Origin of the sequence: Bacillus sp. FSL K6-2819 (assembly GCF_038008305.1) — a bacterium.
Lineage (GTDB): Bacteria > Bacillota > Bacilli > Bacillales > Bacillaceae > Bacillus > Bacillus amyloliquefaciens.
Window position 1 is genome coordinate 55,090 of the sequence record NZ_JBBOYV010000001.1, and the last position, 26,267, is coordinate 81,356.

The following is a 26,267-nucleotide window of genomic DNA, read 5'->3' on the forward strand; positions in this document are numbered from 1 at the left end:
TTATTTTTAAATTATTCGGATTTTGGGGGTAAGTTCATGAAGTTTCGTCGCAGCGGCAGATTGGTGGACTTAACAAATTATTTGTTAACCCATCCGCATGAATTAATACCGTTAACGTTTTTCTCAGAACGGTATCAATCAGCAAAGTCATCAATCAGTGAAGATTTAACAATTATTAAACAGACCTTCGAACAGCAAGGCATTGGGACGCTGCTTACAGTGCCGGGAGCTGCCGGAGGCGTCAAATATATTCCGAAAGTAAAACAGGCTGAAGCAGAAGCGTTTATACAGGAGCTGGGACAGTCTTTAGTAAATCCTGAGCGTATCCTTCCGGGCGGTTATGTATATTTAACGGATATCTTAGGCAAACCTTCTGTCCTCTCTAATGCAGGCAGGCTTTTTGCTTCCGTTTTTGCGGAGCGGGAGATTGATGTGGTGATGACCGTTGCGACAAAAGGAATCCCTCTTGCTTACGCAGCGGCCAGTTATCTGAACGTTCCGGTTGTCATCGTACGAAAAGACAATAAAGTGACGGAAGGCTCTACAGTGAGCATCAATTATGTATCAGGGTCGTCTAACCGCATTCAAACAATGTCGCTTGCGAAAAGAAGTTTGGCCACGGGGTCGAACGTTTTGATTATTGACGACTTTATGAAAGCCGGCGGCACAATTAACGGCATGATCAGCCTGCTTGATGAGTTTAATGCGAACGTCGCGGGTATAGGCGTCTTGGTTGAAGCTGAGGGAGTGAATGAACGGCTTGTCGATGAATACATGTCGCTGCTTACCCTTTCAACCATCAACATGAAAGACAAAACGATTGAGATTCAAAACGGCAATTTTCTGCGATTTTTTAAAGAACAGCATTTAAAGAATGGGGAGACAGAAAAATGACAAAAGCAATCCATACGAAACACGCGCCGGCAGCCATCGGGCCATATTCACAAGGCATCATCGTAAATAACATGTTTTACAGCTCAGGCCAGATTCCTCTTACTGCTGAAGGAGAAATGGTAAACGGTGATATCACAGAACAAACGCATCAGGTGTTCAGCAATTTAAAGGCCGTCCTCAAAGAAGCGGGTGCTTCTCTCGAAACGGTTGTAAAAGCAACGGTGTTTATTGCTGACATGGAGCAGTTTGCGGAAGTGAATGAAGTGTACGGACAATACTTTGATGTACATAAGCCGGCAAGGTCTTGTGTGGAAGTGGCGAGACTGCCGAAAGACGCTCTCGTGGAAATTGAAGTCATTGCGCTGGTGAAATCTTAAATCTCAGAAAAGTGGTTCCGGACTCCGGAATCACTTTTTTTATGCAGTATATGATTCCCGAATATGATTTATCACCTAATTGTGTATGTATATCCTATATTTTCAAAAAAACTTTTTGAAACGTGCAGGAATTTAAAGAGAATCGTGGAATTGTTAGACTAATGCTTTTATATAGGGAAAAGGTGGTGAACTACTGTGGAAGTTACTGACGTAAGATTACGCCGCGTGAATACCGATGGTCGCATGAGAGCGATTGCATCCATCACGCTGGATCACGAATTTGTCGTACATGATATTCGTGTGATTGATGGAAACAATGGTCTTTTCGTTGCGATGCCGAGTAAACGCACCCCTGATGGAGAATTCCGCGATATTGCTCATCCTATTAATTCCAGCACGCGGGGCAAGATCCAGGATGCTGTTTTAAATGAGTACCATCGCTTGGGTGATTCTGAAGCATTAGAATATGAAGAAGCCGGGGCTTCTTAAAATAACAAAATGTAAGGACTGCTGATAAAGGCTGACACAAGGCCTTTTCCGGCAGTCCTTTTTTAAATCTGATTTTTCAGTAATAAAGCGATTACATAGAAAATTCTTGCACTTTTTGATGTCTTCTTGAAATCAACAGCTATTTAGGATATATTTTTCTATGGATAAAAGGGATATTGGAGGCCATTAAATGGATAAGCGGTTTGCAGTGATTTTAGCTGCCGGAAAAGGAACGAGAATGAAATCGAAGCTTTATAAGGTCCTTCATCCGGTATGCGGAAAGCCTATGGTAGAGCACGTCGCAGACGAAGCTCTGAAATTATCTTTAGCGAAGCTTGTCACCATCGTAGGACACGGCGCCGAAGATGTGAAGAAGCAGCTCGGACAGAAAAGCGATTACGCAATCCAAGCAGAACAGCTCGGTACGGCTCATGCAGTCAAGCAGGCAAAACCATTTCTTCACGGGGAGAAGGGTGTCACGATCGTTATTTGCGGCGATACACCGCTTCTGACGGCGGAGACGATGGAAGCCATGCTGAATGAACATACAAACAAAGGTGCGAAAGCCACGGTTTTAACGGCCGTTGCCGAAGATCCCGCCGGATACGGAAGAATTATCCGCAGCGAAGACGGCGCCGTTCAAAAAATCGTGGAGCATAAGGATGCTTCGGAGCAAGAACGTCTTGTGAAAGAAATCAACACGGGAACGTACTGTTTTGATAACGAGGCTCTTTTTCGTGTCATCGAACAGGTTTCGAATGAAAATGCCCAAGGCGAGTATTACCTGCCGGATGTTATCGAAATCCTCAAAGACGAAGGCGAAACTGTTGCCGCTTACCAGACTGGTAACTTCCAAGAGACGCTCGGAGTGAATGATAGAGTCGCTCTTTCTCAGGCTGAAATGTATATGAAAGAGCGTATCAACAAACGTCATATGCAAAACGGAGTCACTTTAATTGATCCGATGAATACGTACATCTCACCTGACGCACGTATCGGACAAGATACAGTTATTTATCCCGGAACTGTGTTAAAGGGACAAGCTGAAATCGGCGATGAATGTGTCATCGGCCCTCACACTGAGATAGAGGACAGCTCAATCGGCAGCCGTACTGTGATTAAACAATCCGTTGTCAATCGGAGCAAAGTTGGGAATGATGTAAATATCGGTCCATTTGCTCACATCAGACCCGATTCTGCAATCGGCAATGAAGTGAAAATCGGCAACTTTGTTGAAATCAAGAAAACACAATTCGGCGACCGAAGCAAAGCATCTCACTTAAGCTATATCGGTGATGCCGAAGTAGGTACGGACGTGAATCTGGGCTGCGGCTCCATCACGGTCAATTATGACGGGAAGAAAAAATATTTAACCAAAATTGAAGACGGCGCTTTTATAGGCTGCAACTCCAATCTGGTAGCTCCTGTTACAGTGGGAGAAGGCGCGTACGTCGCTGCGGGTTCAACCGTAACAGAAGATGTGCCGGGCGAAGCGCTTGCCATTGCCAGAGCAAGACAAGTAAATAAAGAAGATTATGTGAAAAACATTCATAAAAAATAATCCTAAAATCGGAGGTTTACCATGTCTAACGAATACGGAGATAAGAATTTAAAGATTTTTTCTTTGAATTCAAATCCAGAACTTGCAAAAGAAATCGCGGATAATGTAGGAGTTCAATTAGGAAAGTGCTCTGTTACAAGATTTAGTGACGGAGAGGTCCAGATCAACATAGAAGAAAGTATTCGCGGCTGTGATTGCTACATCATCCAGTCTACAAGTGCGCCGGTCAACGAGCACATCATGGAATTGCTGATTATGGTTGACGCTTTAAAGCGCGCTTCCGCGAAAACAATCAACATTGTCATCCCGTACTACGGTTATGCGCGCCAGGACAGAAAAGCAAGATCACGTGAACCGATTACGGCAAAACTTTTTGCAAACCTGCTTGAAACAGCGGGAGCGACACGCGTAATCGCACTTGATTTACACGCGCCGCAAATTCAAGGTTTCTTTGATATTCCGATTGACCACTTAATGGGTGTTCCGATTTTAGGCCATTATTTTGAAGGTAAAGACTTGAAAGATATTGTTATTGTTTCACCTGACCACGGCGGTGTGACGCGCGCCCGCAAACTTGCGGACCGTCTGAAAGCGCCGATCGCGATTATCGACAAACGCCGTCCTAGACCGAATGAGGTAGAAGTGATGAACATCGTCGGTAACGTGGAAGGAAAAACAGCGATTCTGATCGATGATATTATTGATACGGCCGGCACAATCACACTTGCCGCAAACGCGCTGGTTGAAAACGGAGCTGCGGAAGTGTATGCATGCTGTACGCACCCTGTATTGTCAGGCCCTGCCGTTGAGCGGATCAATAACTCTAAAATCAAGGAGCTTGTCGTGACGAACAGCATTAAGCTTCCTGAGGAGAAAAAAATCGAACGCTTTAAACAGCTTTCTGTCGGACCGCTTCTGGCTGAAGCGATTATCCGCGTTCACGAGAAACAATCTGTCAGCTATTTATTCAGCTAAACCGAAAGTTTAAGGTTTAAATTCCGGCTATCGTGGGTATTGTTCTAATAGGACGATAAAACGATAATTAGGATGGTGCTGAATATGGCAACTTTAAAAGCAAATGAAAGAACAGATTTTAAACGTTCGACGCTTCGGAAAATCCGTCATTCAGGACACGTTCCGGGGATTATATACGGTAAAGAAACAACGAATACACCTGTCTCTTTAGACAGTGTCGAATTGCTTAAAACATTGCGGGACGAAGGAAAAAACACGATTATCACAATTGATGTCAACGGAAATCAGCAATCGGTTATGGTGACTGAGCTTCAGACAGACCCGCTCAAAAACGAATTGACGCACGCCGATTTTCAAGTCGTGAATATGAGTGAAGAGCTGGAGGCTGAGGTGCCGATTCAGCTGACGGGAGAGGCGAAAGGAGTCAAAGACGGAGGTATCATCCAGCAGCCGCTGCATGAGCTTTCGATTAAGGCTAAACCGAAGGACATCCCTCAGACAATCGATGTTGATATTTCCGGACTGGAAATGAATGATGTGCTGACCATCGCGGATCTGACTGCTGACGGCAATTATACATTTACGAACGATCCGGAAGAAGTCGTGGCTTCCATCCTTCCTCCTAAGCAGGAAGCATTCGAAGAAGATGCAGAACCATCTCCTGAGGAAGAGCCCGAAGGAGAAAATCAATAAGTGCTTTAAGACGTAACCCGCCCGAGGTTACGTCTTTTGTGCTAGAATGAGAAGAATTACAGCGATGTTGAGGGAGGATTTACGATGCTTGTGATTGCCGGTCTGGGTAACCCGGGGAAAACCTATGAGAACACGAGACACAATGTCGGCTTTATGGCCATTGACGAGCTTTCTAAAGAATGGAATATTGAACTGAATAAAACGAAATTCAACGGACTTTACGGAATGGGTTTTGTTTCCGGAAAAAAAGTTCTACTTGTTAAACCGCTTACATATATGAATTTATCAGGAGAATGTTTGCGGCCGCTGTTGGATTATTATGATGCCGACCATGAAGATTTGAAAGTCATATACGATGACCTTGATCTTCCTACGGGGAAAATCAGACTCCGGACGAAGGGGAGCGCAGGCGGACACAACGGAATTAAATCACTTATTCAGCACCTTGGAACCCCTGAATTTGACCGGGTCAGAATCGGAATCGGCCGTCCCGCCAACGGGATGAAAGTCGTTGACTATGTGCTGGGAGCTTTTACGAAAGAAGAAGCGCCGCATATCAATGATGCTGTCTCAAAAACGGTAAAAGCCTGCGAAGCTTCCTTAACGAAACCATTTTTAGAAGTTATGAACGAATTCAACGCAAATGTATAAGATAAATAATGGGAGACCATACTAGGGAAAAATGATTTTTTCACATCAGGAGGTCCAATGTATGGCTTTGCATTATTTCTGCCGCCACTGCGGTATTAAGGTAGGGAGCCTGGAATATACGACGGTGCCGACACAGTCACTTGGATTTCAGCACTTAACAAATGAGGAAAGAAACGATATGATTTCATATAAAGACAATGGAGATCTCCATGTTCTTACAATTTGTGAAGACTGCCAAGAGGCGCTGGAACGGAATCCGCACTACCATGAACACAACACATTTATTCAATAAGAAGCTTTGGTGTAGATTCTAGACCAAAGCGTTTTTCTGTTCTTGCAGAAAACAGAGAGGAGGGGCCCATATGGACAATATTCAAACCTTTATTAAAGAAAGCGATGATTTTAAATCCATTGTTAACGGTTTACATGAGGGGCTGAAGGAACAGCTGCTTGCGGGTCTGTCAGGTTCCGCGCGTTCTGTTTTTACCTCCGCCCTTGCACAGGAAACGAAAAGGCCGATTTTCTTTATCACCCATAATTTATATCAGGCCCAAAAAGTGACAGAAGATCTGACGGCGCTTCTCGGGGATCAATCTGTTTTTCTATACCCCGTAAATGAATTGATTTCTTCAGAAATTGCTGTAGCCAGTCCTGAACTGCGGGCTCAGCGGCTCGATGTCATTAATAGATTAACAAACGGAGAAGCCCCGGTCGTTGTGGCGCCCGTTGCGGCAGTGAGAAGAATGCTTCCGCCGAAGGAGCTGTGGAAAAGCAGCCAAATCGTCATTTCGCTTGGAGACGATATAGAACCGGATCAGCTGTCTGCCCGCCTTGTTGAGGTAGGGTATGAGCGTTCCGATATGGTTTCTGCACCCGGTGAATTCAGTATTCGCGGCGGAATTATCGACATTTATCCGCTGACATCAGAGCATCCGGTGCGAATTGAGCTGTTTGATACGGAGGTCGACTCCATCAGAAGCTTTAACTCTGATGACCAGAGATCAATTGAGACGCTCAAAACGGTGGCGATCGGACCGGCGAAGGAACTGATCATCCGGGCGGAAGAAAAAGCCCGCGCGATGGATAGGCTCGATAAAGGGCTTGCCGACAGTCTGAAAAAGCTGAAGCAGGACAAACAAAAAGAAATGCTTCATATCAACATCTCACATGATAAAGAACGATTATCAACGGGACAGACTGATCAGGAACTTGTGAAGTATCTCTCGTACTTTTACGAAAAACCTGCTAGTTTGCTAGATTATACCCCGTCAGACACCTTGTTAGTGTTAGACGAGGTCAGCCGCATTCATGAAATGGAGGATCAGCTCCAAAAAGAAGAGGCCGAATTTACGACAAGTCTGCTGGAGGAAGGGAAAATTCTGCATGACATTAACTTATCCTTCAGCTTTCAGGAGCTTATGGGCCAAAAGCGGCGTCCGGCAATTTATTTCTCATTATTTTTGCGTCATGTTCAGCATACAAGCCCTCAAAACATCGTGAATGTGACAAGCCGGCAGATGCAGAATTTTCACGGACAGATGAATGTGCTTACCGGTGAAATGGAGCGCTTTAAAAAATCAAACTTCACCGTTGTCTTTTTAGGGGCAAATAAGGACAGAACCGACAGATTGGCATCCGTGCTGGCTGATTACGAAATTGAAGCCGCAAAAACGGACAGCTCCAAAGCGCTTGTGCAAGGACAGGTCTATGTCATGGAAGGCGAACTGCAATCCGGTTTTGAACTGCCGCTGATGAAGCTGGCCGTCATTACAGAGGAAGAGCTGTTCAAAAACCGAATCAAGAAGAAGCCGAGAAAGCAGAAGCTGACAAATGCCGAACGGATCAAAAGCTATTCCGAGCTTCAAGTCGGTGACTATGTCGTCCACGTCAATCACGGGATCGGTAAGTATTTGGGGATCGAAACACTTGAAATCAAGGGCATTCATAAAGATTACCTCAATATTCACTATCAGGGCAGCGATAAGCTGTACGTCCCGGTAGAGCAAATCGACCAGGTGCAGAAGTACGTCGGCTCTGAAGGAAAAGAACCGAAGCTTTATAAACTGGGCGGCAGTGAATGGAAACGGGTTAAGAAAAAAGTCGAAAATTCCGTTCAGGACATCGCCGATGATCTGATTAAGCTTTATGCGGAACGCGAAGCAAGCAAAGGCTATGCTTTCTCGCCTGATCATGAAATGCAGCGGCAGTTCGAGGCTGCTTTCCCTTATCAGGAAACAGACGACCAGCTCCGTTCCATTCAGGAAATTAAAAAGGATATGGAAAGAGAGCGCCCGATGGACCGCTTGCTTTGCGGGGACGTCGGTTACGGTAAGACAGAGGTAGCCATCCGTGCGGCCTTTAAAGCGATCGCCGACGGGAAGCAGGTCGCGCTGCTTGTGCCGACGACGATACTCGCACAGCAGCATTACGAAACCATTATGGAACGTTTCCAAGACTACCCGATTAACATCGGTCTTCTCAGCCGGTTCAGAACGAGAAAAGAATCCAATGAGACCATCAAAGGCCTGAAAAACGGAACGGTAGATATCGTGATCGGAACCCACAGGCTTTTATCTAAAGATGTCGTCTATAAAGATCTCGGCTTGCTCATAATCGACGAAGAGCAGCGGTTCGGCGTCACACATAAGGAAAAAATCAAACAGATCAAAGCCAATGTTGATGTGCTGACTCTGACGGCGACTCCGATTCCTCGTACCCTTCATATGTCCATGCTCGGTGTGCGGGACTTATCTGTTATTGAAACGCCGCCGGAAAACCGTTTTCCTGTCCAGACGTATGTCGTGGAATACAACGGGGCGCTTGTAAGAGAAGCCATCGAAAGAGAACTGGCGCGCGGAGGGCAAGTATATTTCTTATACAACCGCGTGGATGACATTGAGCGGAAGGCTGACGAAATTTCCATGCTCGTTCCTGATGCGAAGGTGGCGTACGCCCACGGGAAAATGACCGAAAATGAATTGGAAAGCGTCATGCTTAATTTTCTGGAAGGGGAATCAGACGTCCTTGTCAGCACGACCATTATTGAGACAGGCGTAGACATACCAAACGTCAATACCTTAATCGTGTTTGACGGAGACAAAATGGGGCTGTCTCAGCTGTATCAGCTGAGAGGACGGGTTGGCCGTTCCAACCGCGTCGCTTACGCCTATTTTACGTATCGCAGAGACAAAGTGCTTACTGAGGTGGCGGAAAAACGGCTGCAGGCGATTAAAGAATTTACCGAGCTTGGTTCAGGCTTTAAAATTGCCATGCGTGACTTGACGATCAGGGGAGCGGGGAATCTCCTCGGCGCCCAGCAGCACGGTTTCATCGACTCAGTCGGTTTTGACCTGTACTCGCAGATGCTCAAGGAAGCGATTGAAGAGCGAAAAGGCGATACACCAAAAATCGAACAGTTTGAGACGGAAATCGACATCGAGCTTGACGCATATATCCCTGAAAACTATATACAAGACGGCAAGCAAAAAATCGATATGTATAAACGCTTCAGATCAATCACTACAATTGAGGAGAAAAACGAGCTTCAAGATGAAATCATCGACAGGTTCGGCAGTTACCCGAAAGAAGTTGAATGGCTGTTTACAGTTGCAGAGATGAAGGTGTACGGAAAATATGAACGCGTCGAACTCATCAAGCAGGATAAGGACGCAGTCAGATTTACCATTTCGGAAGAGGCCAGTGCACAGATTGACGGACAGAAATTGTTCGAACTCGGCAATAAATACGGCCGGCAAATCGGACTGGGAATGGAAGGGAAAAAGCTGAAAATCTCAGTACAGACGAAAGGCCGCAAAACGGAAGAGTGGCTGGAGACCGTACTCGGCATGCTGAAAGGCCTTCAGGGCGTGAAGAAAGAAACAATCGCGTCTTCATAAAAATTGTTACTCTCTGGTGTATATTACATTTGATGTGACGGATACTAATTTCAAGCGAGTGGCGGAAGCTACATAAAGTAGAGAACTTTAGTACTTTCCCTTAAATATCATCACATGAAAGAGAGGCACCAGAGAGATGAAAGCTACAGGTATCGTACGTCGTATTGATGATCTAGGACGGGTCGTCATTCCTAAAGAAATTCGGAGAACACTGCGAATCAGGGAAGGAGACCCGCTTGAAATATTCGTTGACCGCGACGGAGAAGTTATATTGAAAAAATATTCTCCTATCAGTGAGCTTGGCGATTTTGCGAAAGAGTATGCAGATGCATTGTATGACAGTCTCGGCCATTCCGTCTTGATTTGCGACCGTGACGTGTATATTGCCGTTTCAGGCAGTTCGAAAAAAGAATTTCTGAACAAATCCATCAGCGATTTGCTCGAAAAAACGATGGATCAGCGCAGCTCAGTGTTAGAAAACGATGTGAAGTCCGCACAGCTTGTTAATGACATTGAAGAAGATATGAGCTCCTATACAATTGCTCCTATCGTGGCGAATGGCGATCCTATCGGTGCCGTGGTCATTTTTTCTAAGGAACAGGCTCTTGGAGAAGTAGAACATAAAGCGGTAGAAACGGCAGCCAGTTTTTTGGCGAGACAAATGGAACAGTAGGTCTTATTACCATTATTGAAATAAGAAACGGGGAAAGAACAGCTCTTAAACAGTGCTGTTCTTTTTCATATGTGCTCTCTATCGGTCCGCCGGCCGTTAGGATTGTGATATAATAAGCTCGTTTTATAGACGTAATTTTCTAGCGGCTGGAAGGAGCTTTTGGATGAACGATTCAGTTGGCGCCAAACGGCAATCAGCATGGAAAGGTGCTTTTGTGCTCGTCGTTGCGGGGATCGTGACGAAGATATTAAGCGCCGTGTACAGGGTTCCTTTTCAGAATATTGTCGGTGACGTCGGATTTTACATTTATCAGCAGGTGTATCCGTTTTTAGGGATCGCGGTAATGCTGTCAACATCCGGATTTCCGGTAATCATCTCGAAATTAATGAACGATTATAGCGATCATAAACAAAAAATAATGAAAATTTCCGCCTTTTATGTCACGGCGGCCGGACTTGTTCTGTTTGCGCTCATGTATGCCGGTGCGGCGTCGTTGGCCGGTTTTATGGGTGACGCCCGCCTTGTGATGCTGATACGGGTCGCCGCGTTCGCTTTTGTATTGTTTCCGTTCACAGCGATTTTCCGGGGGTATTTCCAAGGCGTGCATGATATGATGCCGTCAGCCTTATCCCAGATTACGGAACAGCTTCTTCGTGTGGCGGTGCTTCTCGGTTTATCCTTTTGGCTTTTGAAAAGCGGCCGCTCATTATACGCGGCGGGTGCGGGCGCTGCCTCGGGGTCACTTGCCGGAAGCTTGGCGGCCCTTTGTGTATTGGCTGTATTCTGGTACAAGCGGAAAGACACAAAGACGGACGGCGGGCATATCGAAACAGGCGTCATTGTGAAAAAGCTGCTGCTTTATTCAGTCACCATCTGTATCAGCAGTGTATTGATGCTGTTGATTCAGCTCGTAGACGCCTTAAACTTATATTCCCTGCTTTCAGACGGGACAGGGAGCCATGCTGCGAAACAGCTGAAAGGCATATACGACCGCGGACAGCCGCTCCTTCAGCTGGGAACGGTGTTCGCCGTCAGTATCGCCGCGTCCCTGGTTCCCTCAATTTCAAAAGCGGTGCATGAGAACAAGCCGTTTATCATAAAAGAGAAAGCGACATCTGCCGTTAAGCTCTGCCTTGCGGTAGGGATCGGCGCGGCGGCCGGACTTTTTTGCATTTTAGATCCGGTGAATATCATGCTTTTCCAAAACAGCGAGGGGACGCAGACCTTACAAATATTCAGCTTATCTATCTTTTTTGCTTCGATTGCGCTTACGGCAGCCGCGATCCTTCAAGGAGCGGGACATACCGTTTTTCCCGCCGTGTCCGTCTTGGCGGGAGGTGCGCTGAAATGGGTGCTGAATGTTTGGCTGGTTCCGGGCTGGGGTATTACAGGAGCGGCGCTGGCGACCGTCTTGGCATTTGCCGCAGCCGCGTGCCTGAACCTGCAGAGAATTTGGTCGAAGGGCTGGCTGACGAATCTCGGCGGCGTTTTTGCCCGTCTATGCGGATGCAGTCTGCTGATGGTCTCTTTTCTGCTCGCATATATGAAGGTTTGGCAGTTATGTGTACCCGTCAGCAGGGCGGGAGCTGCAGGTGAAAGTTTATCTGCGTCAGTCATCGGAGGGCTTTTGTTTATTTATTGTATGATAAGAATGAAAATATTTACGGACGAAGAGCTGAGCAGCCTTCCTTTCGGCAGTACTTTAAGCAAATTGAATAAGAGGAGAGAAAAATATGGCAGGTAACATTACGGTCGTCGGCCTCGGCGCCGGAGACATGGATCAGCTGACAGTGGGCGTACATAAGCTGCTGACTCAGGCGAAGCATCTATATATACGAACGAAAGACCACCCTTTGATTCCAGAATTAGAGCAGGAGGCTGCAGCGGACATCCGGTATTTTGATGATATTTATGAAAAACATGATCAGTTTGAAGCGGTCTATGAAGAGATCACTGACATTCTGTTTGAAAAAGCGAAGCAGGAGGATGTCGTCTACGCAGTGCCCGGCCATCCGTTTGTCGCCGAGAAAACCGTTCAGCTGTTATTTGAACGCCGGGAAGAACAACACGCAGCCGTTCACACCGCCGGGGGGCAAAGCTTTCTGGACGCCACCTTCAACGCACTGCGAATTGACCCGATTGAAGGATTTCAATTTACGGATGCGCAAACAATGACGCCGGATGAGCTTGAACTCCGCCATCACCTGATCATTTGCCAGGTTTATGACCAGATGACAGCCTCTGAGGTCAAGCTGACACTCATGGAGAAATTGCCTGACGACTATGAAGTGGTCATCGTAACGGCAGCAGGAAGCAAGGAAGAAAAGATCACCAAGGTGCCTTTGTTTGAGCTTGACCGCAATGTCGGCATAAATAACTTAACAAGTGTGTATGTTCCGCCGATTAGAAAAGAAGAGCTCCTTTACCAAGAATTTTCTGCATTCCGAAGAATTATTCGTGAGCTTCGCGGGCCGAACGGCTGTCCGTGGGATCAAAAGCAGACACACCAGTCATTAAAGAAATATATGATTGAGGAATGCTACGAACTGCTCGAGGCCATTGACGAAGAGGACACGGATCACATGATAGAAGAACTCGGGGACGTCATGCTTCAGGTTATGCTTCACGCTCAGATCGGAGAAGACGAGGGATATTTCTCAATTGATGATGTCATCAGAGACATCAGTGCGAAGATGGTCAGACGGCACCCGCACGTGTTTAAGGATGTTAAGGTTCAGGATGAACATGATGTCGTCGCCAACTGGGAAGAAATCAAAAAGGCGGAAAAACAAACAACATCCTCTTCGCTGCTGGATTCCGTACCGAAAACACTGCCTTCTCTTGCAAAAGCGGCCAAGCTTCAGAAAAAAGCCGCAAAAACCGGCTTTGACTGGGATGATGTTCAGGATATATGGGACAAAGTGAATGAAGAACTGAAGGAATTTTCTGCGGAGGCTTCTGCTGAATCTGCAGATGAAGTAAGCCTGAAAGCTGAATTCGGCGATGTTTTATTTGCATTGGTCAACATCGGCCGATACTATAAAATTGAGCCTGAGGAAGCGCTCGCCATGACAAATGACAAATTCCGCAGACGCTTTTCTTATATTGAAAAAGAAGCGGCAGCAAAGGGACTTGAATTGACCGGGATGTCTCTTGAAGAAATGGACAAATTGTGGGATGAAGCAAAAGAAATGGAGAGGAGATTCTAATATGAGACTTGATAAGTTTTTAAAAGTATCCAGATTAATTAAGCGCCGCACATTGGCGAAAGAGGTCGCCGATCAAGGGAGAATCACCGTTAACGGGAATCAGGCGAAAGCCAGCTCAGACGTAAAAGCCGGTGATGAACTGACGGTCCGCTTCGGCCAAAAGCTTGTCACCGTAAAGGTAAATGAATTAAAAGAGACAACAAAAAAAGAAGAAGCCGCAGGTATGTATACAATCGTCAAAGAAGAAAAACTCGGCGAATAGGCTTGTTCTAAACAAAGCTCCCGCCTCATACAATGCAGTAATAATGCTAAAAGTATCGAGGATATGGGGGCTGAATAGATGAATTCATATTATGAGCAAAAAGGTTCTTCTTCTGTTCCGGAACAGCATGATGTAACGATGAAAGGGAGAAAGCATTTAGACATTTCGGGCGTCAAGCATGTGGAAAGTTTTGATAACGAAGAGTTTTTGCTGGAAACGGTTATGGGAATGCTTTCCGTCAGAGGTGAGAATCTGCAGATGAAAAACCTTGATGTGGAAAAAGGGATTGTATCTATAAAGGGCAGGGTGTTTGACCTTGTATATTTAGACGAGCAGCAAGGGGATAAAGCTAAAGGGTTTTTTAGCAAGTTGTTTAAATGACGCTGACGACGCAATTTTATACGATGCTGGCAATGACCGGTATGGGCGCCTGGCTCGGAGCGTCGCTTGATACATACAGGCTGTTTGTCAGCCGCGCCAAAACGGCCAGATGGCTGTTATTCGTTCATGATATTCTCTTTTGGATTGTACAAGGCCTGCTGTTTTTCTATGTGCTGCTCAACGTGAATGAAGGAGAACTCAGGATATACATTTTCTTGGCTGTCTTACTGGGTATTGCGACGTACCAAAGTCTGTTTAAACGAATGTATATAAAAATGCTGAAATTGGCCATTCATCTTGCGGTGTCTCTTTATCAATTCGCAAAAAAGCTCATTCAGCACGTGCTGTTCCGTCCGGTGGTCCTGCTATTTAAGCTGCTCATCGGGCTGATCACGTTTATTTCTTTATACTCCTATCGGGTGATTGCCTTTTTTGTGAAATGTCTTTTTAAGATCGTAACATTTTTGCTGTATCCGCTGTTCTTCCTGTTGAAACAAATATTGAAACTTCTTCCTGAAAAGTGGCGTCTTACTTTCAAACGATATTTTCAAAAAAGTGCAGGATTTTTACAAAAGAGCAAGAAACTAATCATAACAATCAGATCGACCATGATACGTATTTTGAAAAGGTGAAAGGAGGGCCGTCTGATTTGAATCTATCTAGAGAACGTACAATAACTGAAATTCAAAACGACTATAAAGAGCAGGTTGAGCGGCAATCCCAGCTTATGAAAAGAAGGCGGAAAGGGCTTTTCAGACGGTTGATTGTATTCGGCGCCCTTGTGTTGTTGACGGCTATTGTCTTAGCGGGTTCTCTGTGGTCACAGACCTCTTCCCTTAGCGCGAATGAAGAAAAGAAAGCTCAGCTGGAAAAACAAGTGAAAGAATTGAACGGGAAACAGGCTGATTTAAAAGATGAAATTTCCAAATTAAAGGATGAGGATTACGTCACAGAGCTAGCCAGAAGAGACTTGTTTATGTCAGGAAATGGTGAGATTCTCTTTAATGTAGAAAAGAAGAGCAAGTAGCCTTGTTGACACTTAAATTTTTATTTAGGTATAATTAAACAAACGATCTTTTTATAAGCCTAAGGAGGAGCACTTTTTTTATGTCGATTGAAGTTGGCAGCAAGTTGCAAGGGAAAATAACAGGTATTACAAATTTCGGAGCATTTGTTGAATTGCCTGGAGGCTCAACCGGTCTCGTTCATATCAGTGAGGTAGCCGATAATTATGTGAAAGACATTAACGAACATTTAAAAGTCGGCGATCAAGTTGAAGTGAAAGTCATCAACGTTGAAAAAGACGGGAAAATTGGTTTATCAATTAAAAAAGCTAAAGACCGTCCGCAAGCCAGACCTAGAAATGATTTCCGTCCGAAAGAATCTTTTGAACAGAAAATGAACAAGTTTCTTAAAGATAGCGAAGACCGCTTATCATCTTTAAAACGAAACACGGAATCAAAACGTGGAGGGCGCGGAGCAAGAAGAGGATAACTTGCTGCTTTCTATAAATACATGGGGCATCCGTCTATCCCGCGGATGCTTTTTTTATTTATCCTCTTAGTCAGAAAATTAAAACTTCATAATTTTTGTTGACGGAATGAAGAAACCTTTGTATTATATAACTTGTGCTTATAAGCACTTATATGGCGGTGTAGCTCAGCTGGCTAGAGCGTACGGTTCATACCCGTGAGGTCGGGGGTTCGATCCCCTCCGCCGCTACCATATATATTTGGCCCGTTGGTCAAGCGGTTAAGACACCGCCCTTTCACGGCGGTAACACGGGTTCGAATCCCGTACGGGTCATCCAAGCGAATCGGCTTCTTTTACAGAAGCCGATTTTTTCATATTTAGACAACTTTTTGAGAAATGTCGGAGGAAATACGAGAGGAAAGGGGAACAAGGGAGAAAGCGTCGAAGAGTTCTTTGAAATCGTTACCTTCTTTTGACAAAATCCTATCTGTGCTTTCATTTATAATGACAAGCAACGAATAAAACAGGTGGGGGATGAGAGCAATGGAAAAAGCGGAAAGAAGAGTGAACGGGCCGATGGCGGGACAAGCTCTGGAAAAACTGCAATCGTTTTTTGAAAAGGCTGCAAAGCTTGCGGTTCATCAAGCGCATTCACTTTTTTTCTATAAGGGTTTCATTTATGTCGTGATCGGTTTTTTACTTGGACGGGCTTTCATATTATCTGAGGTTCTTCCGTTTGCGCTCCCGTTTTTCGGAGCAATGCTTTTGATCAGAAGAGATAAAGCCTTCTATGCTTGTCTGTCGTTACTTGCGGGCGCTTTAACCATTTCGCCGAAACACTCTTTGCTGATTCTGACAGCTTTGGCCGTCTTCACTCTATTTTCAAAAATCGGTACATATATTATGCAGGACCGGGTGAAGATGCTGCCGATCGTGGTGTTTTTCTCCATGGCTGCCGCGAGAATCGGTTTTGTTTATTTTGAAAGCGGCGCTTTTACCACCTATGATTATGTGATGGCTGTTGTCGAGGCGGGCTTGGCCTTTATTTTGACGCTGATCTTTTTGCAAAGCTTGCCGATCTTCACGATCAAAAAAGTGAAACAATCATTAAAAATAGAAGAAATCATCTGTTTTATGATCTTGATCGCATCCGTTTTAACCGGGCTTGCCGGTGTTTCATTTCAAGGAATGCAGGCCGAGCATATCCTGGCCCGCTATGTCGTGCTGAGTTTTTCCTTTGTCGGCGGAGCAAGTATCGGCTGTACTGTCGGTGTTGTGACCGGGCTGATTCTCGGGCTCGCGAATATCGGGAATCTCTATCAAATGAGTCTGCTTGCGTTTTCCGGACTTCTTGGCGGACTGCTGAAGGAAGGCAAGAAAGCCGGCGCCGCAGTCGGATTAGTGATCGGCTCACTGCTGATTTCATTATATGGGGAAGGGTCCGCCGGATTAATGACCACCCTTTACGAATCGTTAATTGCCGTTGCCTTGTTTTTAATTACGCCCCAATCGATTACGAAAAAGGTGGCGCGCTACATACCGGGCACTGCTGAGCACAGTCAGGAACAGCAGCAGTACGCGAGGAAAATCAGAGATGTCACTGCCCAGAAAGTAGACCAGTTCTCCAATGTGTTTCATGCCTTGTCGGAGAGCTTTGCCACCTTTCATCAGACGTCTTCCGATGAGCAGGCTGAAGAAGGGGAAGTGGATCTCTTTTTAAGCAAAATTACTGAGCATTCCTGCCAATCCTGTTATAAGAAAAGCAAATGCTGGGTTCAAAACTTTGATAAAACATATGATTTAATGAAACAAGTTATGCATGAAACAGAAGAAAAACAATATGCCTCAAACCGCAGATTAAAAAAGGAGTTTCAGCAGCACTGTTCCAAATCCAGACAGGTGGAAGAGCTGATTGAAGACGAGCTTGCCCACCATCACGCCCATCTGACGCTGAAAAGAAAAGTCCAGGACAGCAGAAGGCTTGTTGCCGAGCAGCTGTTGGGGGTTTCTGAGGTCATGGCGGACTTTTCTCGGGAAATAAAACGGGAAAGGGAGCAGCATTTTATACAGGAAGAACAAATGATAGAGGCGCTTCAGCATTTCGGAATCGAGATTCAGCATGTCGAGATATACAGCTTGGAGCAGGGCAACATTGATATCGAAATGACAATCCCGTTCAGCGGGGGGCACGGTGAGAGTGAGAAAATTATCGCCCCGATGCTGTCTGACATTCTTGAGGAGCAGATACTTGTCAAAAGCGAACAGCACTCGACTCATCCAAATGGCTACAGCCATGTCGCGTTCGGTTCGACCAAGTCTTACCGGGTATCGACAGGCGCGGCTCATGCGGCAAAAGGCGGCGGTCTTGTCTCCGGCGACAGCTACAGCATGATGGAACTGGGCGCGAGAAAGTATGCGGCCGCGATCAGTGACGGCATGGGCAATGGGGCGAGGGCTCATTATGAGAGTAATGAAACGATTAAACTGCTTGAAAAAATTCTCGAATCCGGTATTGATGAAAAGATAGCGATTAAAACCATCAACAGTATTCTGTCTTTACGGACGACAGACGAAATCTATTCAACTCTTGATCTTTCTATCATCGACCTTCAGGATGCAAGCTGCAAATTCTTGAAGGTCGGTTCAACGCCGAGTTTTATTAAGCGGGGAGATCAAGTCATGAAAGTGCAGGCCAGCAATCTGCCGATCGGCATTATCAATGAATTTGATGTGGAAGTCGTAAGTGAACAGTTAAAAGCGGGTGATCTGCTTGTCATGATGAGTGACGGTATATTTGAAGGACCGAAGCATGTTGAAAACCACGACCTGTGGATGAAACGGAAAATGAAAGGGCTAAAAACCGAAGACCCGCAGGAAATCGCTGATATATTAATGGAAGAGGTCATCAGAACGCGTGCCGGCCAAATCGAAGACGACATGACGGTCGTTGTCGTCCGGATTGATCATAATACGCCGAAATGGGCTTCCATACCTGTGCCGGCAGTTTTCCAAAATAATAAGGAGATTTCTTAAACCTTTCGTATAAATCACTTTCCTTCTGGCGAAGATGGGACTAATCGTATCACCGGGAGGAATGTATGTGAATAAGGGACATTTAAATCAAGTTCTGCTGATTACAGATGGCTGCTCCAATCATGGCGAAGACCCGATCGCAATGGCGGCTTTCGCCAAGGAGCAGGGGATTACGGTGAATGTTATAGGAATTATGGAAGAAAACGCGATTGACCAAGAGGCAATGAAGGAAGTTGAAGGCATCGCCATGGCCGGAGGCGGCGTCCACCAAGTTGTGTATGCATCTCAATTGTCTCAGACGGTTCAAATGGTGACGAAAAAAGCAATGACCCAGACACTGCAGGGTGTCGTCAATCAAGAGCTTAAACAAATTTTAGGGAAAAACGTTGAAATGGAAGAGCTTTCTCCGGAAAAACGCGGCGAAGTGATGGAAGTGGTTGATGAGCTCGGCGAAACGGTTCATCTGCAAGTGCTTGTACTGGTTGATACGAGTGCCAGCATGGCGCCAAAACTGCCGACGGTGAAAGAAGCGCTGATCGATCTTTCCATCAGTTTAAATTCCCGGGCCGGACACAATGAATTTGCAATGTGTATATTTCCCGGGAAAAGCCAGGAAGTTGAGCTTGTGCTGAATTGGACGCCGAAGCTTGAATCCCTTTCTGCACTCTTTGCGAAGCTGTCAACCGGCGGAATCACCCCTACGGGTCCCGCTATCCGGGAAGCGACACAGCAGTTTGAGAGAATCCGCTCAAGAAGGAGCATGTTGGCAGATGATGAACGACGCTTTGACGAGTTTGGCATGTAGTCTGGCACCGGGGACGGCAATTCAGGGCAAATGGAACGGCAAATCCTACAGATTGCTCAAACAGCTTGGCAAAGGGGCTAACGGTATTGTATATCTGGCAGAAGCATCAGGCGGACATGTCGCTTTGAAAATAAGCAGCGACAGCATGTCTGTTACCTCTGAAGTGAATGTCTTGAAATCCTTTTCAAAGGCCCGGTCGCAAACGATGGGGCCTTCTTTTTTTGATGCGGACGATGCGTTTATTCCGCAGCTGAATAAAAATGTATCTTTTTACGTGATGGAGTACATAGAAGGGCCGCTTCTTCCGCAATATATCAGCAGTAAGGGAACAGAGTGGATTCCGGTGCTGATGGTTCAGCTTCTTTCCAGTCTGTCAGTCCTTCATCAGCAAGGATGGGTCTTTGGCGACCTCAAGCCGGAAAACCTCATTGTAACCGGACCTCCGGCTGCCATTCGCTGCATTGATGTAGGGGGAACGACAAAACAGGGCCGCGCAATTAAAGAGTATACGGAGTTTTACGACAGGGGCTATTGGGGGTATGGAACAAGAAAAGCAGAACCATCCTATGACTTGTTTGCTGTAGCGATGATCATGATCCACTGTGTTCAGAAGAAAGAGTGCAAGAAGACAGGCAAGCCGAAAGAGCAGCTTCGGTCCATCATTGAAGGCCATCCGTTTTTGAATAAGTATAAGAAGGTTCTGTTTTCTGCTTTAAACGGCCAATATCCTTCGGCGGAAGCCATGAAGCATGATATCCTGACGGCGGGGCAGTGTATCGGGAGCAAAAGGAAGGATGCCGCAAAGCCTAAGCCGCCGCAAGCAAAACCGCGGCAGGGCACTGTTTCTCAGACCCGGTATAAACCTAAACAAAAACCCGCAAAAAACAATGGTTTATTTGAAACAACACTCATTTTAATCAGCGTTCTCGCCCTTTATTTCGCTTACATCGTCTTTTTTCTCATCTAATGCCGGCCGGACGCCTGAGCTCATGCTTCTTCTTTGCTTGGAGGGAATGAAAGTGATAGGATATGTATATCTTTAAAAAACCTGCTCATCGTGAGGGGGACATTGTGAAAAGCGTGGAAGATTTTTTCAAAACATATCATCTTCAGGCGGAGGGGGAAACGATTATTGCCGGGGTCTCCGGAGGCCCAGATTCAATGGCGCTTCTCAGTATGCTGAATAAGCACTTCGGGAAGTCCTCCGTTATCATAGCGGCGCATGTCGACCATCAGTTCAGAGGATCTGAATCTGAAGAAGATATGAAGTTTGTGCAGTCATACTGCGAGGCGGAACACATTCTCTGCGAAACGGTCCAGATTGATGTTTCTGCATACGCAAAGAAGAATAAGCTGAACAAGCAGGCTGCCGCGCGTGATTGCAGATATCAGTTTTTCAAAGATCTGATGGCAAAGCACCAAGCGAAGTTTTTAGCGTTGGCTCATCATGGAGATGATCAAGTTGAGACCATGCTCATGAGGCTTGCGAAAGGCACGCTCGGGGCAGGGCTTGCGGGAATGCAGCCCGTCCGCGAATTTGCTTCCGGTTTGCTGATCAGGCCTTTCCTCTATGCGGCAAAGGATGAAATCCTTGAATACTGCCGTCAAGAAAGACTGTCCTACAGAACGGATGAGAGCAATACAAAGGACGATTATACAAGAAACAGATTCAGAAAGACCGTGCTTCCTTTTTTAAAACAAGAATCACCTGACGTTCATAAAATGTTTCAAAAAGTGAGTGAAGCACTGACAGAAGACGAACAATACTTGCAGTCATTAACGAAAGAACGAATGAATAAGGTTATTACAAGCAAGTCTGACACATCAGTTGAAGTCAGCTCCTCTCAATTGCTTGCCCTTCCGATACCTTTACAAAGAAGAGGAGTTCAACTAATATTAAACTATCTTTATGAAAACGTTCCATCGTCGTTTTCCGCCCGCCACATACAGCAGTTTCTTGAATGGGCAGAAAACGGAAGCGCTTCTGGGGTGCTTGATTTTCCGAAAGGGCTGAAGGTGGTCAAATCATATCAGACATGTTTGTTTACATTTGAACAATGGCAATGTGAAAAGGTTCCCTTTGAGCTGCAGCTGCAAGGAGCGGAAGGCGAGACTGCTGTTCTGCCCAACGGCTTTATGATAGAGGTGGCCGATCAGGCTGACCCTCATATCACAAATGGGAATGCTGTTTTTATGACAAGCAGAAATAAGGTGCAATTTCCTTTAACAATCCGGACGAGAAAAATCGGTGACCGGATCAAACTTAAAGGGATGAATGGCTCGAAAAAGGTAAAAGATATATTTATTGATCATAAACTGCCTCTGCGTGATCGGGACGTATGGCCGATTGTAACGGATGCAAGCGGTGAAATTATCTGGCTGCCTGGCTTGAAAAAATCCATCTTTGACGATCTTGTGATTCCAAACAGTGACCGCATTGTATTACAATATAGACAGCATGAAAAGTGTAGGGGGCAAGCATTAACATGAAACAAGATATCGAAAAAGTGCTGATTTCAGAAGAAGAGATCCAGCAGAAAGTAAAACAGCTTGGAGAACAATTAACAAGCGAGTACAGCGACACGTTTCCGTTGGCAATCGGTGTATTAAAGGGAGCGCTTCCTTTTATGGCTGATCTTATAAAGCATATTGATACATATTTGGAAATGGACTTCATGGATGTATCAAGCTACGGAAATTCCACGGTTTCTTCCGGAGAAGTCAAAATCATCAAAGATTTGGATACATCTGTAGAAGGCCGGGACATCTTAATCATTGAAGATATTATCGACAGTGGGTTAACCTTGAGCTATCTCGTAGAACTCTTCCGATATCGTAAAGCGAAATCAATTAAGATTGTTACCCTGTTGGATAAACCAAGCGGAAGAAAAGCGGACATTAAAGCAGACTTCGTAGGCTTTGAAGTTCCTGACGCGTTTGTTGTGGGTTACGGACTTGATTATGCCGAACGCTATCGCAATCTGCCTTACATCGGAGTGTTAAAACCGGCGATTTATGAAAGCTGATCGGCTGCCTGCTTCCGAGATGGTTATCGGTTGTATTGGAATGATTTTCTATGGTACTATTGAACATAGTTGTGCTTACTGTGGGAGGAGGTAAGGAATGAATCGGGTCTTCCGTAATACCATTTTTTATTTACTTATTTTATTAGTAGTAATCGGGGTTGTGAGTTACTTCCAGACTTCAAACCCGAAAACAGAAAATATGTCGTACAGTACGTTTATCAAGAATCTCGATGAAGGGAAAGTTGACAGCGTATCGGTTCAGCCTGTCAGAGGTGTTTATGAGGTAAAAGGACAGCTGAAAAAATATGACAAAGACCAGTACTTTTTAACACATGTTCCTGAAGGAAAAGGAGCAGACCAGATATTTGACGCAATTAAAAAGACGGACGTAAAAGTTGATCCCGCACAGGAAACAAGCGGGTGGGTGACGTTCTTAACGACGATCATTCCGTTTGTCATCATCTTTATTCTGTTTTTCTTCCTGCTCAATCAGGCTCAGGGCGGCGGAAGCCGTGTCATGAACTTCGGAAAGAGCAAAGCGAAGCTGTATACGGAAGAAAAGAAACGCGTGAAGTTTAAAGATGTAGCCGGCGCGGATGAGGAGAAGCAGGAGCTTGTTGAGGTTGTTGAGTTTCTGAAAGATCCTCGCAAATTTGCCGAGCTTGGCGCGAGAATTCCTAAAGGCGTACTGTTGGTCGGACCTCCGGGAACCGGTAAGACATTGCTTGCGAGAGCATCAGCCGGTGAAGCGGGCGTTCCTTTCTTCAGCATCAGCGGATCTGACTTCGTTGAAATGTTTGTCGGTGTCGGTGCTTCCCGTGTTCGTGATTTATTCGAAAATGCGAAAAAGAACGCGCCCTGCCTGATCTTTATTGATGAGATTGACGCTGTGGGACGTCAGCGCGGCGCCGGTCTTGGCGGCGGGCATGATGAACGCGAACAGACGCTGAACCAGCTGCTTGTAGAGATGGACGGTTTCAGTGCGAATGAAGGAATCATTATTATCGCTGCGACAAACCGTGCGGACATTCTGGACCCTGCATTGCTCCGTCCAGGACGTTTTGACCGTCAGATTACGGTAGACCGTCCGGATGTCATCGGCCGTGAAGCCGTATTGAAGGTCCATGCGAGAAACAAACCGCTTGATGAGACGGTGAACTTAAAAGCAATTGCTTCAAGAACACCTGGTTTCTCAGGCGCCGATTTAGAAAACCTTCTTAACGAAGCGGCACTCGTTGCTGCCCGTCAAAACAAGAAGAAAATTGACATGCGCGACATTGATGAAGCAACGGACCGTGTCATTGCGGGCCCTGCGAAGAAAAGCCGCGTCATTTCGAAAAAAGAACGCAATATCGTGGCGTACCACGAAGGCGGTCACACCGTTATCGGACTTGTGCTGGATGAAGCCGATATGGTTCATAAAGTAACGATCGTTCCGAGGGGGCAGGCAGGCGGATACGCAGTCATGCTTCCGAGAGAAGACCGTTACTTCCAGACAAAACCTGAACTTCTCGATAAAATTGTCGGTCTTCTGGGCGGACGCGTTGCCGAGGAAATTATCTTCGGCGAAGTCAGCACGGGGGCTCACAATGACTTCCAGCGGGCAACGAACATTGCCAGAAGAATGGTGACAGAGTTCGGTATGTCAGAAAAACTCGGACCGCTTCAGTTCGGTCAATCTCAAGGCGGTCAAGTATTCCTGGGCCGGGATTTCAACAACGAGCAAAACTACAGTGATCAGATCGCTTACGAAATCGATCAGGAAATTCAACGCATCATTAAAGAATGTTATGAGCGTGCGAAAACAATCCTGACTGAAAATCGCGATAAGCTTGAATTGATTGCTCAGACATTGCTTGATGTGGAAACATTAGATGCGGAACAAATCAAGCATCTTGTGGATCACGGAAAACTCCCAGAGCGCAATTTCTCAGATGACCATCTTCAAAAAGACGATGTGAAAGTAAACATTCTGTCTAAAACAGAAGACGAAAAGAAGGACGAACCGAAAGAATAGTTCGCATTCTGATATGAAAACCGCCGGCATATACCGGCGGTTTTTTTACTGGTTCCGTTTTGTTTACAAAAGAGCCGCAGATCGTGTATGGTATTGTAGAATGTTGAAAATGTTATGATTAGAAACTATTCAAAAGTGGTGATAGAGGTTGTTACTGGTTATAGATGTGGGGAACACCAACACCGTGATTGGTGTATATCATGATGGGGAATTAGAATATCATTGGCGTATAGAAACGAGCAGACACAAAACGGAAGATGAATTCGGCATGCTGCTCCGCTCCTTATTTGAACATTCCGGACTCATGTTTGAACAAATTGAAGGGATTATCATCTCATCCGTTGTGCCGCCGATCATGTTCTCTTTAGAAAGAATGTGCACAAAATACTTTCACATCGAGCCGCAGGTTGTCGGCCCGGGGATGAAAACAGGTTTAAATATAAAATATGACAATCCGAAAGAAGTGGGGGCAGACAGGATCGTCAACGCCGTTGCGGCAATTCAGCAGTATGGCGGCCCATTAATTGTCGTTGACTTCGGAACGGCGACGACGTATTGCTACATTGATGAAAACAAGCAATATATGGGCGGCGCGATTGCTCCCGGCATTACGATTTCAACGGAAGCGCTCTACTCCCGTGCGGCCAAGCTTCCGAGAATTGAAATTGCCCGTCCGGATAATATCATCGGCAAAAACACGGTAAGCGCCATGCAGTCCGGCATCCTTTTCGGCTATGTCGGACAAGTTGAAGGCATAGTGAAGCGGATGAAATGGCAGGCCAAACAAGAACCGAAAGTCATTGCGACAGGCGGACTTGCATCATTGATCGCGAACGAATCAGACTGTATTGATATTGTTGACCCGTTTCTCACTCTGAAAGGGCTTGAAATCATTTATGAGCGAAATCGCGTGGGTCACGTATAGGAGGTAAACGATGGATTATTTAATTAAAGCAATTGCATATGACGGTAAAGTACGGGCTTATGCAGCCAGAACGACAGATATGGTAAATGAAGCGCAAAGAAGGCATGACACATGGCCGACGGCATCAGCCGCAATCGGCCGGACGATGACAGCTTCTCTGATCCTCGGAGCGATGCTGAAGGGTGAAGATAAGCTGACCGTCAAGATAGAAGGCGGCGGCCCGATCGGTGCCATTGTCGCAGATGCGAACGCAAAGGGTGAAGTCAGAGCCTACGTATCAAATCCGCACGTTCATTTTGACCTCAATGAACAGGGGAAACTGGATGTCAGACGGGCGGTAGGAACGGACGGAACCCTTAGTGTTGTAAAAGATCTGGGCTTGCGTGACTATTTTACGGGACAAGTAGAGATTGTCTCAGGCGAACTCGGTGACGACTTCACATACTACCTAGTTTCTTCTGAACAAGTCCCTTCATCCGTCGGTGTAGGTGTGCTTGTAAACCCTGATAACACAATTCTCGCTGCGGGCGGCTTCATTATCCAGCTTCTCCCGGGAACCGATGAAGAAACCATTTCAACAATCGAAAAGCAATTATCTCAAATCGAACCGATTTCTAAATTAATTCAAAAAGGCCTGACACCGGAAGAAATCTTAGAAGAAGTACTGGGTCAAAAACCGGACGTACTCGAGACCATGCCGGTCAAATTTCACTGTTCTTGTTCAAAAGACCGATTCGAAGCGGCTATTTTAGGACTAGGCAAAAAAGAAATACAAGATATGATAGAAGAAGACGGAAAAGCCGAAGCGGTTTGCCATTTTTGTAATGAGAAATATTTATTTACAAAAGAAGAACTGGAAGAGCTTCGTGACGAAACAACCCGCTAGCTCTTTAGCGGGTTGTTCTATTTTATTAAAGGGATGGGGTA

Annotated in this window: 25 protein-coding genes and 2 tRNA genes; all 27 read left to right on the forward strand. The window is 45.7% G+C overall.

Going from position 1 to position 26,267, the window contains the following annotated elements; translation table 11 throughout:
* The first annotated feature begins 36 nt into the window (after positions 1 to 36).
* The 27 genes from purR (at position 37) to hslO (ending at position 26,226) form a co-directional block, all read left to right on the forward strand.
* A complete protein-coding gene (gene purR, locus MHH91_RS00300) occupies positions 37 to 894 on the forward strand; it encodes a pur operon repressor (protein ID WP_013350759.1) in 858 nt (285 codons plus the stop codon).
* Complete coding sequence (gene ridA / locus MHH91_RS00305) at positions 891 to 1,271, forward strand: 2-iminobutanoate/2-iminopropanoate deaminase (RefSeq protein WP_004264663.1); 381 nt, start codon at positions 891 to 893, stop codon at positions 1,269 to 1,271. The genes purR and ridA overlap by 4 nt, the downstream gene beginning before the upstream one ends.
* Positions 1,272 to 1,466: 195 nt before the next feature.
* A complete protein-coding gene (gene spoVG / locus MHH91_RS00310; RefSeq protein ID WP_004264660.1) occupies positions 1,467 to 1,760 on the forward strand; it encodes a septation regulator SpoVG in 294 nt (97 codons plus the stop codon).
* A 190-nt stretch (positions 1,761 to 1,950) separates the two neighbouring features.
* Positions 1,951 to 3,321, forward strand: a complete 1,371-nt coding sequence (glmU, locus tag MHH91_RS00315) for a bifunctional UDP-N-acetylglucosamine diphosphorylase/glucosamine-1-phosphate N-acetyltransferase GlmU (RefSeq protein ID WP_013350760.1) — start codon at positions 1,951 to 1,953, stop codon at positions 3,319 to 3,321.
* Between the two features lie 21 nt (positions 3,322 to 3,342).
* Positions 3,343 to 4,296, forward strand: coding sequence for a ribose-phosphate diphosphokinase (locus MHH91_RS00320; RefSeq protein WP_013350761.1), 954 nt, complete (start codon positions 3,343 to 3,345; stop codon positions 4,294 to 4,296).
* An 84-nt stretch (positions 4,297 to 4,380) separates the two neighbouring features.
* A complete protein-coding gene (locus MHH91_RS00325) occupies positions 4,381 to 4,989 on the forward strand; it encodes a 50S ribosomal protein L25/general stress protein Ctc (protein ID WP_013350762.1) in 609 nt (202 codons plus the stop codon).
* A gap of 84 nt (positions 4,990 to 5,073) precedes the next feature.
* A complete protein-coding gene (pth, locus tag MHH91_RS00330) occupies positions 5,074 to 5,640 on the forward strand; it encodes an aminoacyl-tRNA hydrolase (RefSeq protein WP_013350763.1) in 567 nt (188 codons plus the stop codon).
* A gap of 61 nt (positions 5,641 to 5,701) precedes the next feature.
* Positions 5,702 to 5,932: an anti-sigma-F factor Fin family protein gene (locus tag MHH91_RS00335; protein WP_013350764.1), complete on the forward strand. Its 231-nt coding sequence runs from the start codon at positions 5,702 to 5,704 to the stop codon at positions 5,930 to 5,932.
* Between the two features lie 70 nt (positions 5,933 to 6,002).
* Entirely contained in the window at positions 6,003 to 9,536 is a 3,534-nt protein-coding gene (gene mfd / locus MHH91_RS00340; RefSeq protein WP_013350765.1) for a transcription-repair coupling factor, read from the forward strand.
* A gap of 136 nt (positions 9,537 to 9,672) precedes the next feature.
* Complete coding sequence (spoVT, locus tag MHH91_RS00345; protein ID WP_013350766.1) at positions 9,673 to 10,209, forward strand: stage V sporulation protein T; 537 nt, start codon at positions 9,673 to 9,675, stop codon at positions 10,207 to 10,209.
* Between the two features lie 163 nt (positions 10,210 to 10,372).
* Positions 10,373 to 11,953, forward strand: coding sequence for a putative polysaccharide biosynthesis protein (locus MHH91_RS00350; protein ID WP_013350767.1), 1,581 nt, complete (start codon positions 10,373 to 10,375; stop codon positions 11,951 to 11,953).
* On the forward strand, positions 11,943 to 13,418 hold the full coding sequence (gene mazG, locus MHH91_RS00355) for a nucleoside triphosphate pyrophosphohydrolase (RefSeq protein WP_013350768.1): 1,476 nt from the start codon (positions 11,943 to 11,945) through the stop codon (positions 13,416 to 13,418). Before MHH91_RS00350 ends, mazG begins: the two co-directional genes overlap by 11 nt.
* Position 13,419: 1 nt before the next feature.
* Positions 13,420 to 13,680: an RNA-binding S4 domain-containing protein gene (locus tag MHH91_RS00360; RefSeq protein ID WP_007409934.1), complete on the forward strand. Its 261-nt coding sequence runs from the start codon at positions 13,420 to 13,422 to the stop codon at positions 13,678 to 13,680.
* Between the two features lie 78 nt (positions 13,681 to 13,758).
* Positions 13,759 to 14,061, forward strand: a complete 303-nt coding sequence (gene yabP / locus MHH91_RS00365; protein WP_004264638.1) for a sporulation protein YabP — start codon at positions 13,759 to 13,761, stop codon at positions 14,059 to 14,061.
* The gene (gene yabQ, locus MHH91_RS00370; protein ID WP_014469603.1) at positions 14,058 to 14,693 is read left to right on the forward strand and encodes a spore cortex biosynthesis protein YabQ; all 636 of its coding nucleotides are present in this window, start codon (positions 14,058 to 14,060) and stop codon (positions 14,691 to 14,693) included. Before yabP ends, yabQ begins: the two co-directional genes overlap by 4 nt.
* A gap of 17 nt (positions 14,694 to 14,710) precedes the next feature.
* Positions 14,711 to 15,088, forward strand: coding sequence for a cell division protein DivIC (divIC, locus tag MHH91_RS00375; protein ID WP_013350770.1), 378 nt, complete (start codon positions 14,711 to 14,713; stop codon positions 15,086 to 15,088).
* An 80-nt stretch (positions 15,089 to 15,168) separates the two neighbouring features.
* Positions 15,169 to 15,555 carry a S1 domain-containing RNA-binding protein gene (locus tag MHH91_RS00380; protein WP_004264630.1) on the forward strand — a complete coding sequence of 129 codons (387 nt, stop codon included), beginning with the start codon at positions 15,169 to 15,171 and terminating at the stop codon, positions 15,553 to 15,555.
* 154 nt (positions 15,556 to 15,709) lie between these two features.
* A tRNA-Met gene (locus MHH91_RS00385) sits at positions 15,710 to 15,786 on the forward strand.
* 9 nt (positions 15,787 to 15,795) lie between these two features.
* Positions 15,796 to 15,867 (forward strand) — tRNA-Glu (locus tag MHH91_RS00390).
* A 210-nt stretch (positions 15,868 to 16,077) separates the two neighbouring features.
* A complete protein-coding gene (spoIIE, locus tag MHH91_RS00395; protein WP_014469604.1) occupies positions 16,078 to 18,567 on the forward strand; it encodes a stage II sporulation protein E in 2,490 nt (829 codons plus the stop codon).
* A gap of 67 nt (positions 18,568 to 18,634) precedes the next feature.
* Entirely contained in the window at positions 18,635 to 19,372 is a 738-nt protein-coding gene (locus MHH91_RS00400) for a VWA domain-containing protein (RefSeq protein ID WP_013350772.1), read from the forward strand.
* Positions 19,338 to 20,339 (forward strand): protein kinase domain-containing protein, encoded by a 1,002-nt coding sequence (locus MHH91_RS00405; protein ID WP_013350773.1) that lies wholly within the window; start codon positions 19,338 to 19,340, stop codon positions 20,337 to 20,339. Before MHH91_RS00400 ends, MHH91_RS00405 begins: the two co-directional genes overlap by 35 nt.
* Before the next feature lie 104 nt (positions 20,340 to 20,443).
* Positions 20,444 to 21,862 (forward strand): tRNA lysidine(34) synthetase TilS, encoded by a 1,419-nt coding sequence (gene tilS / locus MHH91_RS00410; RefSeq protein ID WP_014469605.1) that lies wholly within the window; start codon positions 20,444 to 20,446, stop codon positions 21,860 to 21,862.
* A complete protein-coding gene (gene hpt / locus MHH91_RS00415; RefSeq protein ID WP_013350775.1) occupies positions 21,859 to 22,398 on the forward strand; it encodes a hypoxanthine phosphoribosyltransferase in 540 nt (179 codons plus the stop codon). Before tilS ends, hpt begins: the two co-directional genes overlap by 4 nt.
* Before the next feature lie 97 nt (positions 22,399 to 22,495).
* The gene (ftsH, locus tag MHH91_RS00420) at positions 22,496 to 24,415 is read left to right on the forward strand and encodes an ATP-dependent zinc metalloprotease FtsH (protein ID WP_013350776.1); all 1,920 of its coding nucleotides are present in this window, start codon (positions 22,496 to 22,498) and stop codon (positions 24,413 to 24,415) included.
* A 148-nt stretch (positions 24,416 to 24,563) separates the two neighbouring features.
* On the forward strand, positions 24,564 to 25,340 hold the full coding sequence (locus tag MHH91_RS00425) for a type III pantothenate kinase (RefSeq protein WP_013350777.1): 777 nt from the start codon (positions 24,564 to 24,566) through the stop codon (positions 25,338 to 25,340).
* Between the two features lie 10 nt (positions 25,341 to 25,350).
* Positions 25,351 to 26,226, forward strand: a complete 876-nt coding sequence (hslO, locus tag MHH91_RS00430; protein ID WP_013350778.1) for an Hsp33 family molecular chaperone HslO — start codon at positions 25,351 to 25,353, stop codon at positions 26,224 to 26,226.
* Positions 26,227 to 26,267 lie beyond the last annotated feature (41 nt).

Coding starts and splice junctions, on each gene's coding strand:
- ftsH (WP_013350776.1), top strand. CDS start 22,496: ATGAATCGGGTCTTCCGTAATACCATTTTTTATTTACTTATTTTATTA.
- MHH91_RS00350 (WP_013350767.1), top strand. CDS start 10,373: ATGAACGATTCAGTTGGCGCCAAACGGCAATCAGCATGGAAAGGTGCT.
- hpt (WP_013350775.1), top strand. CDS start 21,859: ATGAAACAAGATATCGAAAAAGTGCTGATTTCAGAAGAAGAGATCCAG.
- yabQ (WP_014469603.1), top strand. CDS start 14,058: ATGACGCTGACGACGCAATTTTATACGATGCTGGCAATGACCGGTATG.
- MHH91_RS00325 (WP_013350762.1), top strand. CDS start 4,381: ATGGCAACTTTAAAAGCAAATGAAAGAACAGATTTTAAACGTTCGACG.
- yabP (WP_004264638.1), top strand. CDS start 13,759: ATGAATTCATATTATGAGCAAAAAGGTTCTTCTTCTGTTCCGGAACAG.
- pth (WP_013350763.1), top strand. CDS start 5,074: ATGCTTGTGATTGCCGGTCTGGGTAACCCGGGGAAAACCTATGAGAAC.
- MHH91_RS00360 (WP_007409934.1), top strand. CDS start 13,420: ATGAGACTTGATAAGTTTTTAAAAGTATCCAGATTAATTAAGCGCCGC.
- ridA (WP_004264663.1), top strand. CDS start 891: ATGACAAAAGCAATCCATACGAAACACGCGCCGGCAGCCATCGGGCCA.
- mazG (WP_013350768.1), top strand. CDS start 11,943: ATGGCAGGTAACATTACGGTCGTCGGCCTCGGCGCCGGAGACATGGAT.
- mfd (WP_013350765.1), top strand. CDS start 6,003: ATGGACAATATTCAAACCTTTATTAAAGAAAGCGATGATTTTAAATCC.
- MHH91_RS00405 (WP_013350773.1), top strand. CDS start 19,338: ATGATGAACGACGCTTTGACGAGTTTGGCATGTAGTCTGGCACCGGGG.
- MHH91_RS00335 (WP_013350764.1), top strand. CDS start 5,702: ATGGCTTTGCATTATTTCTGCCGCCACTGCGGTATTAAGGTAGGGAGC.
- spoVT (WP_013350766.1), top strand. CDS start 9,673: ATGAAAGCTACAGGTATCGTACGTCGTATTGATGATCTAGGACGGGTC.
- hslO (WP_013350778.1), top strand. CDS start 25,351: ATGGATTATTTAATTAAAGCAATTGCATATGACGGTAAAGTACGGGCT.
- MHH91_RS00320 (WP_013350761.1), top strand. CDS start 3,343: ATGTCTAACGAATACGGAGATAAGAATTTAAAGATTTTTTCTTTGAAT.
- purR (WP_013350759.1), top strand. CDS start 37: ATGAAGTTTCGTCGCAGCGGCAGATTGGTGGACTTAACAAATTATTTG.
- MHH91_RS00380 (WP_004264630.1), top strand. CDS start 15,169: ATGTCGATTGAAGTTGGCAGCAAGTTGCAAGGGAAAATAACAGGTATT.
- spoIIE (WP_014469604.1), top strand. CDS start 16,078: ATGGAAAAAGCGGAAAGAAGAGTGAACGGGCCGATGGCGGGACAAGCT.
- glmU (WP_013350760.1), top strand. CDS start 1,951: ATGGATAAGCGGTTTGCAGTGATTTTAGCTGCCGGAAAAGGAACGAGA.